At 73.3% G+C, this 14,429-nt stretch carries 15 protein-coding genes; 6 read left to right on the top strand and 9 right to left on the bottom strand.

Annotated features, from left to right (window positions below):
• The first annotated feature begins 14 nt into the window (after nucleotides 1-14).
• Nucleotides 15-1,409 (top strand): NAD-dependent succinate-semialdehyde dehydrogenase, encoded by a 1,395-nt coding sequence (locus tag ACYVKX_RS06055; RefSeq protein WP_460829845.1) that lies wholly within the window; start codon nucleotides 15-17, stop codon nucleotides 1,407-1,409.
• 93 nt (nucleotides 1,410-1,502) lie between these two features.
• A complete protein-coding gene (locus ACYVKX_RS06050; protein WP_460829844.1) occupies nucleotides 1,503-2,189 on the top strand; it encodes a hypothetical protein in 687 nt (228 codons plus the stop codon).
• Between the two features lie 406 nt (nucleotides 2,190-2,595).
• Here the strand turns inward: ACYVKX_RS06050 and ACYVKX_RS06045 are convergent, their stop codons facing one another.
• The 4 genes from ACYVKX_RS06045 to ACYVKX_RS06030 all read right to left on the bottom strand — a co-directional run bounded on the left by ACYVKX_RS06045 (nucleotide 2,596) and on the right by ACYVKX_RS06030 (nucleotide 5,271).
• Nucleotides 2,596-3,060, bottom strand: a complete 465-nt coding sequence (locus ACYVKX_RS06045) for a HEPN domain-containing protein (protein ID WP_460829843.1) — start codon at nucleotides 3,058-3,060, stop codon at nucleotides 2,596-2,598.
• Nucleotides 3,057-3,755 carry a nucleotidyltransferase domain-containing protein gene (locus tag ACYVKX_RS06040; protein ID WP_460829842.1) on the bottom strand — a complete coding sequence of 233 codons (699 nt, stop codon included), beginning with the start codon at nucleotides 3,753-3,755 and terminating at the stop codon, nucleotides 3,057-3,059. Before ACYVKX_RS06040 ends, ACYVKX_RS06045 begins: the two co-directional genes overlap by 4 nt.
• A 627-nt stretch (nucleotides 3,756-4,382) precedes the next feature.
• Nucleotides 4,383-4,820, bottom strand: coding sequence for an SRPBCC family protein (locus tag ACYVKX_RS06035; RefSeq protein ID WP_460829841.1), 438 nt, complete (start codon nucleotides 4,818-4,820; stop codon nucleotides 4,383-4,385).
• Nucleotides 4,821-4,854: 34 nt separating this feature from the next.
• Nucleotides 4,855-5,271 carry a hypothetical protein gene (locus ACYVKX_RS06030; RefSeq protein WP_460829840.1) on the bottom strand — a complete coding sequence of 139 codons (417 nt, stop codon included), beginning with the start codon at nucleotides 5,269-5,271 and terminating at the stop codon, nucleotides 4,855-4,857.
• Between the two features lie 111 nt (nucleotides 5,272-5,382).
• Here ACYVKX_RS06030 and ACYVKX_RS06025 point away from each other — a divergent pair, with 111 nt between their 5' ends.
• Nucleotides 5,383-7,830: an SCO7613 C-terminal domain-containing membrane protein gene (locus ACYVKX_RS06025; RefSeq protein ID WP_460829839.1), complete on the top strand. Its 2,448-nt coding sequence runs from the start codon at nucleotides 5,383-5,385 to the stop codon at nucleotides 7,828-7,830.
• A 6-nt stretch (nucleotides 7,831-7,836) separates the two neighbouring features.
• On the opposite strand, the gene ACYVKX_RS06020 is transcribed toward ACYVKX_RS06025, so the two are convergent.
• From ACYVKX_RS06020 to ACYVKX_RS06010, 3 genes are read right to left on the bottom strand one after another with little or no spacing between them, the layout of a single operon-like run.
• Nucleotides 7,837-8,298, bottom strand: a complete 462-nt coding sequence (locus tag ACYVKX_RS06020; RefSeq protein WP_460829838.1) for a PTS sugar transporter subunit IIA — start codon at nucleotides 8,296-8,298, stop codon at nucleotides 7,837-7,839.
• Between the two features lie 12 nt (nucleotides 8,299-8,310).
• The gene (locus tag ACYVKX_RS06015; RefSeq protein ID WP_460829837.1) at nucleotides 8,311-8,649 is read right to left on the bottom strand and encodes a hypothetical protein; all 339 of its coding nucleotides are present in this window, start codon (nucleotides 8,647-8,649) and stop codon (nucleotides 8,311-8,313) included.
• Nucleotides 8,650-8,691: 42 nt separating this feature from the next.
• Nucleotides 8,692-9,087 (bottom strand): ATP-binding protein, encoded by a 396-nt coding sequence (locus ACYVKX_RS06010; protein ID WP_460829836.1) that lies wholly within the window; start codon nucleotides 9,085-9,087, stop codon nucleotides 8,692-8,694.
• An 86-nt stretch (nucleotides 9,088-9,173) separates the two neighbouring features.
• Between ACYVKX_RS06010 and ACYVKX_RS06005 the strand changes: the two genes are divergently transcribed.
• From ACYVKX_RS06005 to ACYVKX_RS05995, 3 genes are read left to right on the top strand one after another with little or no spacing between them, the layout of a single operon-like run.
• Entirely contained in the window at nucleotides 9,174-9,485 is a 312-nt protein-coding gene (locus ACYVKX_RS06005; protein ID WP_460829835.1) for an STAS domain-containing protein, read from the top strand.
• A gap of 2 nt (nucleotides 9,486-9,487) precedes the next feature.
• The gene (locus tag ACYVKX_RS06000) at nucleotides 9,488-11,701 is read left to right on the top strand and encodes a SpoIIE family protein phosphatase (RefSeq protein ID WP_460829834.1); all 2,214 of its coding nucleotides are present in this window, start codon (nucleotides 9,488-9,490) and stop codon (nucleotides 11,699-11,701) included.
• Complete coding sequence (locus ACYVKX_RS05995; protein WP_460829833.1) at nucleotides 11,698-12,588, top strand: formylglycine-generating enzyme family protein; 891 nt, start codon at nucleotides 11,698-11,700, stop codon at nucleotides 12,586-12,588. Before ACYVKX_RS06000 ends, ACYVKX_RS05995 begins: the two co-directional genes overlap by 4 nt.
• Before the next feature lie 19 nt (nucleotides 12,589-12,607).
• Here the strand turns inward: ACYVKX_RS05995 and ACYVKX_RS05990 are convergent, their stop codons facing one another.
• Both ACYVKX_RS05990 and ACYVKX_RS05985 read right to left on the bottom strand, forming a co-directional pair.
• Entirely contained in the window at nucleotides 12,608-13,858 is a 1,251-nt protein-coding gene (locus ACYVKX_RS05990) for a hypothetical protein (protein WP_460829832.1), read from the bottom strand.
• Entirely contained in the window at nucleotides 13,855-14,415 is a 561-nt protein-coding gene (locus tag ACYVKX_RS05985) for an HdeD family acid-resistance protein (RefSeq protein ID WP_460829831.1), read from the bottom strand. Before ACYVKX_RS05985 ends, ACYVKX_RS05990 begins: the two co-directional genes overlap by 4 nt.
• Nucleotides 14,416-14,429: the final 14 nt, after the last annotated feature.

Here is a 14,429-nt window from a genome sequence, read left to right as displayed (position 1 = left end):
GAGAGGCGTACGCCGTGCCCGCTGACCTGTCCGATGCCATCCTCACCACCAACCCGGCGACCGGGCGCGTCCTGCAGCGCTACTCCCCGATGTCCGGGGCGCAGGTCGAGACGGTCCTCGGCCAGGCTGTGGAGGCTCAGGCGGAGTGGAGCCGGCTGCCGGTGACGGCACGGGCCGATGCGCTGCGCCGGGTGGCCCTCCGATTGCGGGCCGACGCCCCTGGCCTGGCCGCGTTGGCCACGGCGGAGATGGGCAAGCCGATCACCGAGGCGTTGGCCGAGATCGAGAAGTGCGCGTGGGTGTGCGACTACTACGCCGAGGTCTCACCGGGATTGCTGGCCGACAGGGAGGTGGACGGGCCCGGCGCCGCGAGCCTGATCCGCCACGAGCCCCTGGGTGTCGTCCTGGCGGTCATGCCGTGGAACTTCCCGTTCTGGCAGGTGTTCCGCTTCGCAGCCCCGACGCTGATGGCCGGCAACGCGGGTCTGCTCAAGCACGCCCCCAACGTCACGGGCGTGGCGCTGGCCATCGAGCGGCTGCTCGAGGATGCCGGGCTGCCCGCGGGCTTGCTGCGGGCGTTGCTGATCGCCGAGCACCAGGTGCCGGCCACCGTCGATGGGCTCATCTGCGACCCGCGCGTCGCGGCGGTCACGCTCACGGGTAGCAATCGAGCAGGTGCCGCGGTCGCCTCGAGCGCCGCCCGGGCGGCGAAGAAGACCGTGCTGGAGCTGGGTGGCTCCGACCCCTTCGTGGTGCTCGACGACGCCGATCTGGACACGGTGGTCCCCCACGCCGTCCAGGCCAGGTTCCTCAACACCGGGCAGTCCTGCCTGTGCGCCAAGCGGTTCCTCGTGCACGAGACGCTGGTCGAGGAGTTCCAGACCCGGCTGACGACGGCGGTCGAGCAGCTCCGGGTCGGTCCGCCCGACCAGACCACGACCAGGATCGGTCCGTTGGCCCGGGTCGACCTCGCCGACGAGCTCGCCCGGCAGGTCGAGGAGTCCGTTCGGGCCGGCGCCGTCGTACTGACCGGAGGACGGCGCCTCGAGCGCGGGCCGGCGTGGTACGCACCCACCGTGTTGACCGAGGTCTCGCCGGGGACGGCGGCGATGGTGGAGGAGACATTCGGGCCGGTCGCGGCAGTGGCGCGGTTCGGCACTGACGACGAGGCGGTCGACCTCGCCAACGACACGGCCTACGGGCTGGGGGCCAGCGTGTGGTCCGCCGACGTGGAGCGGGCGCTCGCCGTCGGCTCGCGGATCCGATCCGGTCTGTTGTTCGTCAACGCCGTCGCCGCCTCGGACCCCAGGCTGCCGTTCGGGGGCGTGAAGCAGAGCGGCTACGGTCGCGAGCTCGGCGCGATCGGTGCCTTGGAGTTCACCAACGTCCGGACTATCGTGCTGGGCTGAGACGCTTCGACAGAAGCGTCCGAGCAGCCGCAGGACCCGACCGGCCACGTCGGTGCCCCCGGCTACCGTCACCCCGGCACGGGCTTCGTACCGGTGACCGGGACCGCGGTCCTGAGACCGGCCGAGCCGCCCCGAGACGGCGTGGTGGGGTTCAGTGACGAGCGGCGCACGGTCGCGCTGCTCATCCGCGCCGCGTTGCCGGTCCTCACCAAGGCGCACGCCCTGGACGACCTGCACCCGAGCGTCCGGCTGCTGACCTCGTCGGCCCTGCTCGGCCTGCGGCTGGTCGCCGCCGGACGCATCGAGTCGGCCGGCTCGCACTGGCGGGTGGGCGCTCTCAACGCCGAGGACGAGCACCGGGTGACGGCCCTGGTCAAGGACGATCCCGACGACGAGACGACGGTCCGGGCGATGCTCGCCGCGATCGCCGCCGCGATGCCGCGGGCGGCGCCGACGGCCGGGGCACCACCGCGGCGGCGAGGCGGTGTCCGGGACCTCCAGGCCCGGCTGGCCCGGCGGCTCGAGCCGCGACCCGGAGCACAGGACCTGCCCCAGCTCGTTCGGATCTCGTTGCGGGTCGAGGCCGACGAGGAGGAGCTGGTCGCGGGGTCGGTGCGGCTGATCCTCCAGGTGCACGACGAGCAGGATCCGCTGCACCTGTGCGACGCGGGCGTGCTCTGGACCGAGTCCGGACCCGAGGCGACACACGGCTTCGGCAACCGGGCCCGGACGCACGCGGCGACCGCACTCCGTGCACTCGAGGTGGAGTTGTGGCCTTGAGCATCTGTGGTGCTGCATAGGAGTGCATGGGGGTGAACGTGCGGCAAAGGTGAGTCAGAGGCGTGACAGAAGCGAAGGGGCGATCGCGCGAAAACGTCCGCAGTTGAATGGTTTCAAGGAGTTCGGGTCGATGCTGCGCCATGCCTTGGCGTGATCTGGCAGGCACCCTCGCCTGTAGCTAGGCGCTGTCAAGTGTCGTACGACAGCCGGAACTGCTTGCCGACCGCCCTCGCGACAATGGTGCGCACAGATGCGGGTAGCTCATAGTGGGTGAACTGATCGTGGTGGCCGGCTTGGCGAGTGAGCACTCCTGAAGCTGGTCGTTGCTTCTTGGCCATGGCGGCTCGCGGCGTCCGGGCCCCTCGGTCCACGGCTGCTGGCCGTAGCTGAACCGAGGCGGCGGGATTTAGTAGACGGGCATGTTGTCGAGGACTCGTTCGGCGATGTCGACGATGGCGCGGATCTTGGGGAGGTCGTCGCGGATGTCGTCGGGGTGGAGTTCGGGGGTGTCGATCTGTGGGTACTCGGCGTCGTGTCGCTGGCGTCGCATCCGGTCGAGGGGCCGCAGTTGTTGTCCCATCGGTGGGTCGAGTTGGGCTTTCACGGCGTGGTAGACGGCGAGGTGGCCGCCCTTGGTGGTGGGTCGCAGTCCCTGGTTGGCCAGGATCGCCCACAGTGCCTTGCGGCCGGCGTCGTACAGGGTGCCGTAGGCACCTTCTGGATCTGATTCGCAGGTGGCTTCGGCGGAGTCGAGGTGGCGCCGTGCTTGGCTGAGGAGCCGGTCGGCGTGCTCGCGGCTGGCCTGGACGCGTTCGAGTTCGCCGTCGGCGAGCATCTTGTCGATCTCGGCCCGCCCCTGTTGCCATCTCATGCGTCGTTCCCCTCGGAGTTCAGGTGCAACTCGATGAGGGGCCGTTCCCTCACGGTCGTCACGAACGGGTCTTCCTGGTTCTCCCAGGTGGCTGGGCGGATCCTGCGGACGTTGACCTCGCGCCGCAGAACTGCTTCCGCTTCGCGAGCGCGTTCGTCGAGATCGTCGGGGTCCACGTCGCCGATGATGAGTACGTCGACGTCGGCCGGCACGGGTCCCGGTTCGCCGTTGTAGCGGGCTGCCCAGGAGCCGTAGATGAACGCCTGGTCGACGCCGCCTAGTCCGGCCAGGGACCGGGTCAGCACGGGCAGCGGTCCGTAGGTGACTGCGAGCAGGTCGGTCAGGGGGCGGGTGAGGAGCGAGTCCTGCACGGAGCGAACCAGGCGTGAGGTGCCGAGCTTCCGGTCGGACAGGAGCCCGGTCTCCACCAATCGTGTGACCTCTTGGTGGACGGCCTTCACCGATGCCCCGATCCGGTGCGCCGCCTCGGTGATGCTGTACTCCTCGTCGGGGTTGAGGTAGACGAGTGCCAGGAGGTCGCCCTGGACCCGCGATCTCAGGAGTGGCAGCAACGGGAACGACGAGGTTCGCATAACAGGTTCAGTATCGTTACCTCTTAGGCGAATCGCAAGGGGTGCCTGTAGCGTGCATCTTCCAGCGGCTTGTGCTGGACAACTGAACACCGGCTGGTGCACCCCTGGGGTGCACGGACCCGAGGGAACGGGAGTCAACCGGAGGCAACGGGACGCCGGTTTCCCGCTCAGGACAGCGGTTGACGCCGGATCGAGCGTGGTGCTCCACGGTTCAACTCCCCCTCGCGCACGTGTGACTGGCCCCGGTCCCCGATCCGGGGCTTCGTCCATTCCGCGGGCAGTCAGCCGGCGATGCCGGACGGACGCTCCCCGGCCGCGCGTCAGGACCAGAGTGCGGAGTAGGGGAGGGCCCAGAGGCGGTCACCGAAGGGCAGCGGCTGTTTGCCGGTGTACAGGACGACGCCCATCGCAAACCGGTCCCTCAGCTTGTCGCGCTGGAACGTGAGCCCCCCTTGAAGTCGCCTTGCGAGACAGAGCGGCGCCGCCCTGCGCGGCTCGAGGGCTCCGGGTAGCTGCCCGCGCAGATGACCTCGAGGTAGTCCCCGCGGGAGAGGCTCCCCAGACGCGTGCTGAGCCTCTCCTGGTCGCCGGTCAGGAGTCGATCGGCGAAGCCCTCCTTGCGACCGGCCAGCTCGCCCTGGCTCAGACCGTACAGCGCGACCGTCTCGGCCCGGCCGGCCAGACTCCCCTCGGTGCCCGGGATCTGCCGCCTTCTACCCGGCGACCGAGCTACCCGAGGGTCGCTGCGTGCTTCTCCACGGCGACCCGCAGGAGTTGCATGTTGGCCCTCTCCTCGCGGCGGATCGCGAGAAGGAACAGCGGGAAGACGAGTCGGAACCATCCGTGCGGGGTGGGCTCGAACTCGGTGTGGAGCACGGTCCCGTCGGGAGTGGACTCGAGCCGACCGGTCAGAGTCACCTCGATCGCGCCGTCGTTGTGGGTGGTCCAGCAGTGCGGCGGGTCGTGGTCGACGATCTCGAGCTCGACGTCGGGGCTGCTCCTCCACTTCGCCCGCCACCGGGTGCCGACGCCGACAGGACCGATGGTCAGTCGCTCCATCACCTGGCACTTGGGGTTCCATTCGAGCTCGTTGCCGTGATCGGACAGGTAGTCGAAGGCGACCTCGATCGGGCAACGGATGAGCACGGAGTTACGGATCACCGGCATCGGACATCATTCCTGGACGCGCTCGGGGACGCCTTCATGCCCGGCTTCCCGTGCCGTCGATCAGAGCAAGGACCACCAGGACCGTGCGTGCCAGCCCGAGCAGGAAGCCGAACGGCAGCGCGAACCCGACCCAGAAGGCGAGCTCGAGCGGCGCGGGGATCATGGGGACGAACACCCAGATCCCGGTGACGAGGACCACCCAGCCGCGCCAGCCGGACCACCCGCCTCCCCGTCTGATGGCGATGCTGTAGAGCACGTTCAGGTAGGCGTACTGGTCCAGGTCCGCGTCGCGAGCGGTGACCGCCAGCAGCTCGGTGACGGTGAGCAGCGCCATGCCCGCGGCGGCCAGCCAGACTCCGATGCCTCGGGCGCGTCCGGCCCCCGGCACGCCCGCCCCGCGCAGCGCCAGGATGCCCGCCAGCAGACCGAGGTGCTGGATGCCGAACCACACCTGGATGGCCGCGAACCCCTCGGCGCTCAGGGGGTAGCGCCAGGCGGGTTGAGCCGGGTTGAGTACGTGGGCTCAGGGCGCGAGCAGCGCCCCGTTCCTACCGTCGACGGCATGACGGAGACGACCTCGATCCGCTACGCCGATCCCGACCGCTGCCCCGACTGCTCGGCCGCGCTCCACCGCCCGTTGACCGAGTGCGGGGAGTGCGGCCTCCCGCTGACCGGCGACGACGCCGCCCGGCTCTACCGGACCCTCCAGATCGCCGACCAGTACCTGGCGCGGCTCCGCTACCAGGCGGCGTACGGCGGCAACGCAGAGCCGGCCGTGGCGGCACCGACCTCGGGGGAGCCGGTCGCATGGAAGCGCAGCTTCGACCTCCCGGCCCCCCGGTCGGGGGTGAGCTGGACGGTTCCCGCGGTGCTGCTCACCCTCGGCGCCGCCTGTCTGACGGTCGGTGCCCTGGTCTTCCTGGCGGTGACGTGGTCGGTCCTCGGCGTCGGCGGCCGCACCGCCGTGCTGCTGGGGCTGACCGGCGTGGCGCTCGCCGTCACGGCCCTCGCCTCGCGACGCGGGCTCCGCGGCGCGGCCGAGGCGTTCGCGACGCTCGCCGGCATGTTCGCGGCGTTCGACATGGCGGGCGCCTACCAGGCCGGGTGGCTCGGCGATCTCGACGGCTCCGGTGCGGTCACGCTCGGCGGGGTGACTCTCGCGGTGCTCGCCGGCGGCGGCAACGCTGCCCTGCGCGGCAGCCGCACCGGCCTCCTCATGTCGCCGCAGCTCCTGGCCGCGGCCGGGCTCGGAGCGGCGGCCCTCGTCGCTCCCTTCACCTGGGACGCGCACGTCACCACCGTCGTGGGCGTGACGCTCGCGCTCCTCCTCGCGGCCGCGGCCGCGGCCCGGCGTACCGGCCAGATCGCGCTCGCCGGCGGTGCCGCCGGTCTGGCGACGGCGACCTGGCTCGCCCTTGTCGGCCTCGGGCTGGTGTGGGTGTCGATGGGCGAGGTCCGCGTCGGCGACACCGCGCCGTGGCTGATCGCGGCCGGGTACGCCGCGGCAGCGTTCGCCGTCGCGCTCCGCCGGTCCGCGGCCCGGTGGTGGTCGGCGCACTTCGGGGTCGCGGCGTACCTGTTGGTCGTGGCCACCGTCACCGTCCACACGGCCGACACCTCGACCGGCGTGGTCGTCGCCGCCGCCGTCGCGGCCGTGCTCGCCGCCGCCCTGAGCCCCCTGGCCCGCGCCGCCGCCCCGGCGGCGATGGTCGCCGCCGGCACCCTGGCGACCGCCGCCGCAGCTCTCGCGCTCACCTGGCCCACGGCCCTGATCGAGGGCGTTCTCGACGCCGTCGCGACCGAGTCGGACCTCACCGCGACGTTCACCCCGGTCACGACCGACCTGACCACGGCCCCGTGGACGGTCCCGCTCGCCGCCGCGGTCGTGGGGGCGGTGCTCCTCGCCCTCCGGCCGGCGCCGGCCGGGACCTGGGTCCCCGTCGGTGCCGCGGCTGCTGGCGTCACGCTGCTGGGCTATGTCGACGGGCTGCTGGCGGTGGTCGCCGTCGCGGCCGCCGTGGCCGCGCTCCACCTGGCCGCCCGCTGGGCGTCGAGCGGTCCGCGCTGGCTCGCGTGGACCGGCGCGATCGGCTGGGCCTCGGCGGCGGCGGGCGTCGCGGCCTTCCACCCGGCCCCGCTGAGCGCCGTCGGTGTCGCGGCCAGCGCGGTGGCGCTCGCCCTCGTCGTCCGCGGATCCACCGACGAGGCGCCGGTCGCCGCCACGGCTCTCGCTCCGCTGGCGGGCCTGACAACGGCCGCGGTCGGCTGGCTGGTCGACGCCCCGGCTCCGTGGGCGGCGGTCGCCGCCATCGTGGTCATCGGCCTCACGGCCACCGTGCTCGCGACGTCCGGCCGTGGTCCGGCCTGGCCGCGAGACGGCCTCGCGCTGGGCGTGGCGGGCGCCGCCGCGCTGGTCGGCACCGAGGCCGCGGCGGACCAGGGTGCCTGGGCCGCCGGCTACCTCGCCCTCCTCGGCGTCGTGACCGCGGCGCTCGCGCTCGCCGGACGGTCGCTGATCCGCACCGTCCTCGCCACGGGCTTCCAGCTCGCCGCCCTCTGGGTCCGGCTGGCGGTCGCCGACGTGGCGACCCCCGAGGCCTACACGCTGCCGCTGGCCGCCGTCCTCCTCGGGTACGGTGCGTGGTGGATGCGCCGCGACCGGTCCCTCGGCACGACCCGAACCCTCCTGCCCGGGCTCGCGGTCGGACTCGTCCCCTCGCTCGCCCTGGCGGCCGACGACCCGGTGAGCCCTCGAGCCGCGATCTTCGCCGTCGCGTGCGGGCTGCTGCTCGCGGTCGGTGCGATCGCCCGCCTCCGCGCGCCGCTCCTCGCGGGCGCCGGTGCCGGCCTGGTGCTGGTGATCGCCGAGCTCGCGCCATACACCGACGCGGTGCCGCGCTGGGTGTCGCTGAGCGCGGCCGGCGCGGTCCTCCTGACGGCCGGGGTGCGGTGGGAGCACCTCGCCGGAGCCGGGCGCCGCGGCTGGGGGCACCTCCTCGAACTGCGTTAGCCAAGCTCAGGAGATCAGCGGACGCCCGAGCGCCTCGCCGGCGAGCTCGGCCAGGGCGACGGGCGACCCGGCGGCGCGGGCGTCGGAGCGGAACCCCGGCTTCACGACGGCGGTGGTGACCTGGCGCAGGTAGCCGAGGTAGCGGTCGGCCCGGTCGGCGGGGACGGCGAGGAGGACGACCAGGTCGAACTCCTGACCACCGGAGGTCAGCGGCGCGGGGAGCGAGGCGATCGCGACCGAGGGGGTCAGGACGCCGACGGACCGGGCGTGGGGGAGGGCGACGCCGCCGGGGAGGGCGGTCGAGCCCTGCGCCTCGCGGGCGAGCACATCGGCGACGAAGGCGTCGACGTCGGAGAGCCGGCCGGCCTCGGAGAGCCGAGCGGCGAGGGCGCGGACGCAGCCCTCGAGGGTGGTGCCCAGGTCCTGCCCGACCGAGACGGTCGCTGCGTCGACGAGCTGGTCGGCCATGCCGCCAGTGTTTCACGCCACCGGCAGCACCCACGCCGGAGAGAAGGGCTTGGCGGTGAACGACGCGCCTTCGGCGAACACCAGCCGCACCAGCTGCACCTCGGCGGTGTCGAGGGCGTCGTGCTCGGCCCTGGTCACGGTGCCGTGCCGCCACTCGCCGTGCTCGAGCACGTAGGCCCACACGAAGCAGAGGTCGCCGGGCCGGAGGTCGGCGGCACGGCAGCGGCCGTAGCCGGACGGCGAGGCGCGCTCGGCCACTCCGCGCCAGTGCCGGACGCGGAGGATGCACCAGGTCGTCATGGCGACCACAAGCGCGCAGCCGATCGCGACGACGACGGCACCGACGTTCATCGGGCCCCCCACTTCACGGCTGAAAAATACGTCCGGACGGCGCTAGTGGGAAGGGCTGCGATCCAGTTCGAACCAGACAGTCTTCCCCCGGTTTTGCGGGGCCGCGCCCCACCGCGACGAGAGCGCGTCCACGAGCAGCAGCCCGCGGCCGCGCTCGGCGTCGATCGCGGCGAGATGCACGGCGGGAAGGGTCGGGTCGTCGTCGACGACGCAGACCCGCAGCCGGCGCCGGTCCACGACCGCGCCGACGACGGCCGTGCCGCCACCGTGCTCGATCGCGTTGCTGACCAGCTCGGTGACCAGGAGCACCGCCGTCTCGGCGGTCTCCGGGCCGACCGCGGCGCTCGCGCAGAGGTCGCGGACCGCGGCGCGCGCCGATCGCGTCGCTGCATGGTCCGCCGTCACCACGAGGTTGGTGCTCAGCGGGTGACGGTCCATCCGACGTCACCCCCGTCCTGGTCACCGGACGGATACCCGCACGACGGGGTGAGGAAACGAGATCGGCCCGCCTCTAGGATGCTGCGGTGGAAGACACCCCTTACGCCGCCTCGTACGACGCCGAGGCCGGCCTGCTGTGCGTGACCGGCTCGGTGGACGAGCTGTCCGGTCCGACGTTCCGGACCGACCTGGAGAAGGCGACCGACCACTTCGCCCGGGACGTCACGGTCGACCTCACCGGGGTGGACTTCTTCCCCAGCCTGGCCGTCGGCGTCCTCGCCGTCGCGTTGAAGAGCGCGCGCAACGCCGGCCACACCCTCGACGTCGTCGCTGCCCCGGGCTCGATCGTGGCCCGCGTGCTCACGGTCTCGGCGCTGCCGTTCCGCGAGCAGCAGTGACTGTGGAGAGGTCGGCCCACACGCCGTCGTACGGCGAGGTCGACCTCACCACCTGCGACCGCGAGCCGATCCATGTCCCCGGCGCGATCCAGCCGCACGGGGTGCTGATCGCGCTGGACACCGAGGGCCGGGCCCGGGTGGTGTCGGCGAACTGCGGCGAGCTGCTCGGCGTCCCTTCGCACGAGGCCCTCGGCCGATCGCTCGCCGAGCTGATCGGGGCCGAGCCCGCGGCCGCCGTACCCGGCAACGGTCCGGTCGTCGTGGGCGGGGTCGAGGTGGACGTCCGCGTCCACGAGTCGGGTGCGCGGACGATCGTCGAGCTCGAGCCCGTGGGGAGCGGCGACCGGGAGGCGCTGACCTACCAGAGCGCCCGCGGCGCGATGGCCCGGCTGGCCAGCGCCGGCTCGGTCGAGGAGCTCGCCGGCAGCCTCGCCCGCGAGGTGCGGGCACTGACCGGATTCGACCGGGTGATGGTCTACCGCTTCGACGCCGACTGGAACGGCGAGGTGATCGCCGAGGAGCGGCGCGACGACCTCAACCCGTTCCTCGGGCTGCACTACCCGGCATCCGACATCCCCGCCCAGGCCCGGCGGCTCTACACCGTGAACTGGACCCGGCTGATCGCCGACATCGGCTACACCCCGGTGCCGCTGCACCCGGTGTCCGACCCCGGCAGCGGGGAGCCGCTGGACCTGTCGTTCTCGACGCTGCGCAGCGTCTCGCCGATCCACGTCGAGTACCTCTCCAACATGGGCGTCACCGCCTCCATGTCGGTCTCGCTGGTGGTCGACGAGAGGCTGTGGGGCCTGGTCGCCTGCCACCACTACTCCGGCCCGCACCGCCCCAGCCAGGACGCCCGGGCGGCGGCCGAGTTCCTGGGCCAGGTCGCCTCGCAGGTCGTCGTCGAGCGCGAGCGCGCCGACGCCCGCGAGGCCGCCTTGGCGACGCAGGCCGCGGTGACCGGCGTGATGGCGCGGGTCTCGGCGGCCACCGACCCGCCGCTCCAGACCCTCATGGACGACCCCGACCTGCTGACGCTGCTCGACGCCCACGGCGCCGCGCTCTGCTACGACGGCGTCCTGACCACCCGCGGCACCGTGCCGGCCGAGGCGGCGCTGCGGCGGCTCGCGGCCGAGCTCGAGTCGCCGCTGAGCTACGCCACCCAGACCGACCACGTCGCGGACCTGGTCCCCGAGGCGAGTACGCCGGAGGCGGCCGGTGCGCTGCGGATCGGCTCGGCCCCGGACCGCTGGCTGCTGTGGCTGCGGCCGGAGCAGGAGCAGGTCGTCGACTGGGGTGGCGACCCGACCAACAAGCAGATCGCCGCCAGCGAGGGCCCCGAGGTGCGGCTCAGCCCGCGCAAGTCCTTCGAGAAGTGGCGCCAGGTGGTCCGCGGTCGCAGCCTGCCGTGGACGTCGTGGCAGGTCGAGGCCGCCGACACCCTCGGCAAGCACATGATCGGCGTACTCCTGAGCCGCTCGCGCGAGCAGATCGCGATGGCCGAGTCGCTGCAGCGCAGCGTGGTGCTCGACCGGGCACCGCAGTTCGCCGGGATCGAGATCGCGGCGCGCTACCAGCCTGCGACGACCTACCAGCTCGGCGGCGACTGGTGGGACGCGATCGAGCTGCCCGGCGGGCTGATCGCGCTCGCGGTCGGCGACGTCGCCGGCCACGGCGTCTCGGCGGCGTCGGCGATGACCCAGCTGCGGATCGCGCTGCGGGCCTACCTCTTCGAGGGCCACGACCCCGCGCTGTGCCTGGACCGGCTCGACCTGCTGATGGACGGGCTGCTCGACCAGCGGGTCGCGACCGCGATCGCCGCCGTCCTCGACCCGGCCACCGGGCGGTGCCGGGTCGCGAGCGCCGGGCACCCGGCCCCGCTGCTGGTCCGCGACGGTGCGGCCGTCGAGGTCGGCGTCGTACCGCGTCCGCTGCTCGGCCTGGGCGCCGGCACCGCCACCTCGACCGAGCTGACGCTCGAGCCGGGCGGCACGCTGCTCGTCTACACCGACGGCCTGATCGAGGAGCGCGGCACCGACCTGGCCGAGCGGGTGGCGCTGCTGCGCGACCTGGCCGGCCGCACCCACCCCGGCGGCTCGCTCGACGCGTGGGTCGACGGCCTGCTCCGGATCCACCCGGACGTGCCCACCGACGACACGACCGTGCTCGCGGTGCGGCTGGCAGCACCTCGGGCGGGTGGCAGGAACGACCCGTGAGCGTGTTGGTGCCCGGCGGGACGACCAGGATCGGCAGCGACCGCCACTACCCGGAGGAGCGGCCGGCGCGCGACGTCGAGGTCGGCGACGTGTGGTGGGACGAGCACCCGGTCACGAACGCGGAGTTCGCCGCGTTCGTCGAGGCGACCGGGCACGTCACGGTGGCGGAGGTCGCGCCCGACCCGGCCGACTTCCCGGGCGCCGACCCGGCGCTGCTGGTGGCCGGCTCGCAGGTCTTCACGCAGACCGACCGGCCGGTGCGCCTCGGCGACTGGACCCGGTGGTGGCGCTGGCAGCCGGACGCGTGCTGGCGCGCGCCCGAGGGGCCGGACGGCCCGGGCTGGGAGCAGCTCCGCGACCACCCGGTCGTGCACGTCGCCTGGGCCGACGCCTCGGCGTACGCCCGCTGGGCGGGCAAGGAGCTGCCCACCGAGGCCGAGTGGGAGTACGCCGCCCGCGGCGGTCTGCAGGGCTTGGACTATGCCTGGGGCGACGAGCTGTCGCCCGGCGGCGCGGTGCTGGCCAACACCTGGCAGGGCCCGTTCCCGTGGCGCAGCGACGACGAGCGCGGACACCACCGGACCTCGCCGGTCGGCAGCTACCCCGCCAACGGCTATGGGCTCCTCGACCTGATCGGCAACGTCTGGGAGTGGACCCGCACCCGCTGGACGCCCGACCACTCCGGAGGCGCCGGCGTGGCCGGCGAGGAGGTCTCGCCGTGCTGCGGCGGCGCCGCCCGGCTGGTCGAGACCGACCGGATGGTGAGCAAGGGCGGCTCGCACCTGTGCTCCCCGGAGTACTGCCAGCGCTACCGCCCGGCGGCCCGGCAGGGCAACGGCGTCAACGACAGCACGTCTCACCTCGGCTTCCGCTGCGTCCGTCACTGAGCCGCTGTGCTCCGCGTCGTCAGGACGACGGAGGCGCCGGCGCCGTGCGGGACAGCAGCTCGACGATCAGCAGGAGGACTGCAGCCACCCCCAGGAGCGTGACGGTGAACCCGGCGCTCGGGTGGTCGGCCATCGCGTAGAGCAGCAGCGCCAGGCCGAGCACCGCGCCGCGGATCGCCGCCCGGTAGGTGCCGAGGAGCTCGCCGAACCGGCCGGTGTCCAGCCCGGCGCGCTCGCCGCCGGAGCGCACCCAGCCGACGGCGCCACCGGTGCCGCGCCGCAGCGCCACCGGCGCCGTACCCGGGCCGGAGACCCAGGCCACGAACGCCACCGCGAGCGCGAGGGCGAGGACCGCGCGCAGGCCGACCCGGATGAACCGGACCAGCGTGTCGTAGACCGCGGCGGCCGCGTCCACGGGGAGGTCGGAGGGCAGGGCGTCGAGGTAGACCGCGCGGAACGCGTTGAGCGCGACGCCCAGTAGCAGCATGGACGCCGCGATCGCGAGCATCGCGGCGATCACCGCGCGCCGGCGCCGCCGGGCGATCGCCACCGCGAGCGCGAGCAGGACGAGGACGAGGACCGGGAGCACCGTGTTGAGGGTGCTCAGCAGCCGGAACGCGCTCTGCGCCTGGGTGATGTCCTCGGACCGGAAGATCGTGAACCGCGCCTCGACCGCCCGCAGCCGCTCGGCGAGCGTGAACCCGCGGTCGATCAGGCGCTGCTTCACCGCGTCGACCACCGGGGCGAGGTCGACGCTCACCGCGTCGTCGCCGACCTGCACCAGGTCGGTGTCCTCGCCGGTGAGGACGGCGACCAGCTGGGTGTGCGCCTGACGGTTCGCCTCCTCCCACGCCGTCCGGAACCGGTCGGAGGCGACCATCTCGGCGACCTGGTCGCGGACGAACCCCTCGACCGAGTCGGCGAGCGGGCCGCTGAGCGCGCTCAGGCTGCTGGCCGCGAGCGGTGGGAGTCCACGGTCCGCGAGCGCGTCGACGGCGTCCTCGGTCACGGCCTGGATCCGCAGCCGGGAGGTGATCTCGGCGGTGATCCGGTCGGTCACGGCCGCCTGGATGGCCGGGTCGCTCGCGAGCGGCGCCACGGATTCGACGTACCGCTCGGTGTCGGCGACCTCGTCGTGCATCCAGCGGGCGAGCACGCCGAGCGGCGTGAGGACCGCGATCACGACGACGAGGAGGGTGACGACGGCCGGGCGCCACCGGCCGCGTCGGCGCCCGGGCAGGTCCGCCTCCAGGCGCTCGACCTCGCTCATCGCGGGACGCCGGCCCCGATCCTGGTGGCCCGCAGCCGGTACGCCGCCCAGGTGGCGATCGCGCCGGCCAGGATCAGCCACAGCGAGGTGACCACGACCAGCACCCTCACCGAGAAGTCGGTGTAGACGAGGAGAACCGCGCCGACCGCGATGCTGAGGACGCCGGCGAGGACCTCCCAGCCGCGGTCCGCGCGGTCCGCCCCGACGAACGCGCCGAGGACGTCGACGACGCCGGCGATCACCCAGAAGGCGCCGAGGACCATCGTCAGCACCAGCACCGACTGGAGCGGGTCGCGGAGGACCAGCAGGCCGACGATCAGCGCGAGGCCGCCGGAGAGGCCGACCAGTGGCCGGAGGCCGTCGCCGGAGAGCGCCTGCACGATGCGGACGACGCCGGCGACGACCAGCTGGATCGCGAGGAACACGGCGAACGCGGCGAGCGAGACGTCGGGCCAGACGATCAGCGCGACGCCGAGCCCGAGGGTGATCAGCCCGTAGGCGAGCACGAGTCCCCAGTGCTCGGCGAGGCTCTTGACGGTGACGGGAGAGGTGCTCATGGCGCACATCCTTC

This window comes from Nocardioides hungaricus (assembly GCF_054782915.1).
This window is presented reverse-complemented; position numbering and strand designations above follow the sequence as displayed.

Bases quoted from the DNA above. Each gene is read 5' to 3' on its own strand.
- ACYVKX_RS06015 (WP_460829837.1), bottom strand. From the start codon at position 8,649: ATGAACGTCGGTGCCGTCGTCGTCGCGATCGGCTGCGCGCTTGTGGTC.
- ACYVKX_RS06025 (WP_460829839.1), top strand. From the start codon at position 5,383: ATGACGGAGACGACCTCGATCCGCTACGCCGATCCCGACCGCTGCCCC.
- ACYVKX_RS06035 (WP_460829841.1), bottom strand. From the start codon at position 4,820: ATGCCGGTGATCCGTAACTCCGTGCTCATCCGTTGCCCGATCGAGGTC.
- ACYVKX_RS06010 (WP_460829836.1), bottom strand. From the start codon at position 9,087: ATGGACCGTCACCCGCTGAGCACCAACCTCGTGGTGACGGCGGACCAT.
- ACYVKX_RS05985 (WP_460829831.1), bottom strand. From the start codon at position 14,415: ATGAGCACCTCTCCCGTCACCGTCAAGAGCCTCGCCGAGCACTGGGGA.
- ACYVKX_RS06045 (WP_460829843.1), bottom strand. From the start codon at position 3,060: ATGAGATGGCAACAGGGGCGGGCCGAGATCGACAAGATGCTCGCCGAC.
- ACYVKX_RS05990 (WP_460829832.1), bottom strand. From the start codon at position 13,858: ATGAGCGAGGTCGAGCGCCTGGAGGCGGACCTGCCCGGGCGCCGACGC.
- ACYVKX_RS06020 (WP_460829838.1), bottom strand. From the start codon at position 8,298: ATGGCCGACCAGCTCGTCGACGCAGCGACCGTCTCGGTCGGGCAGGAC.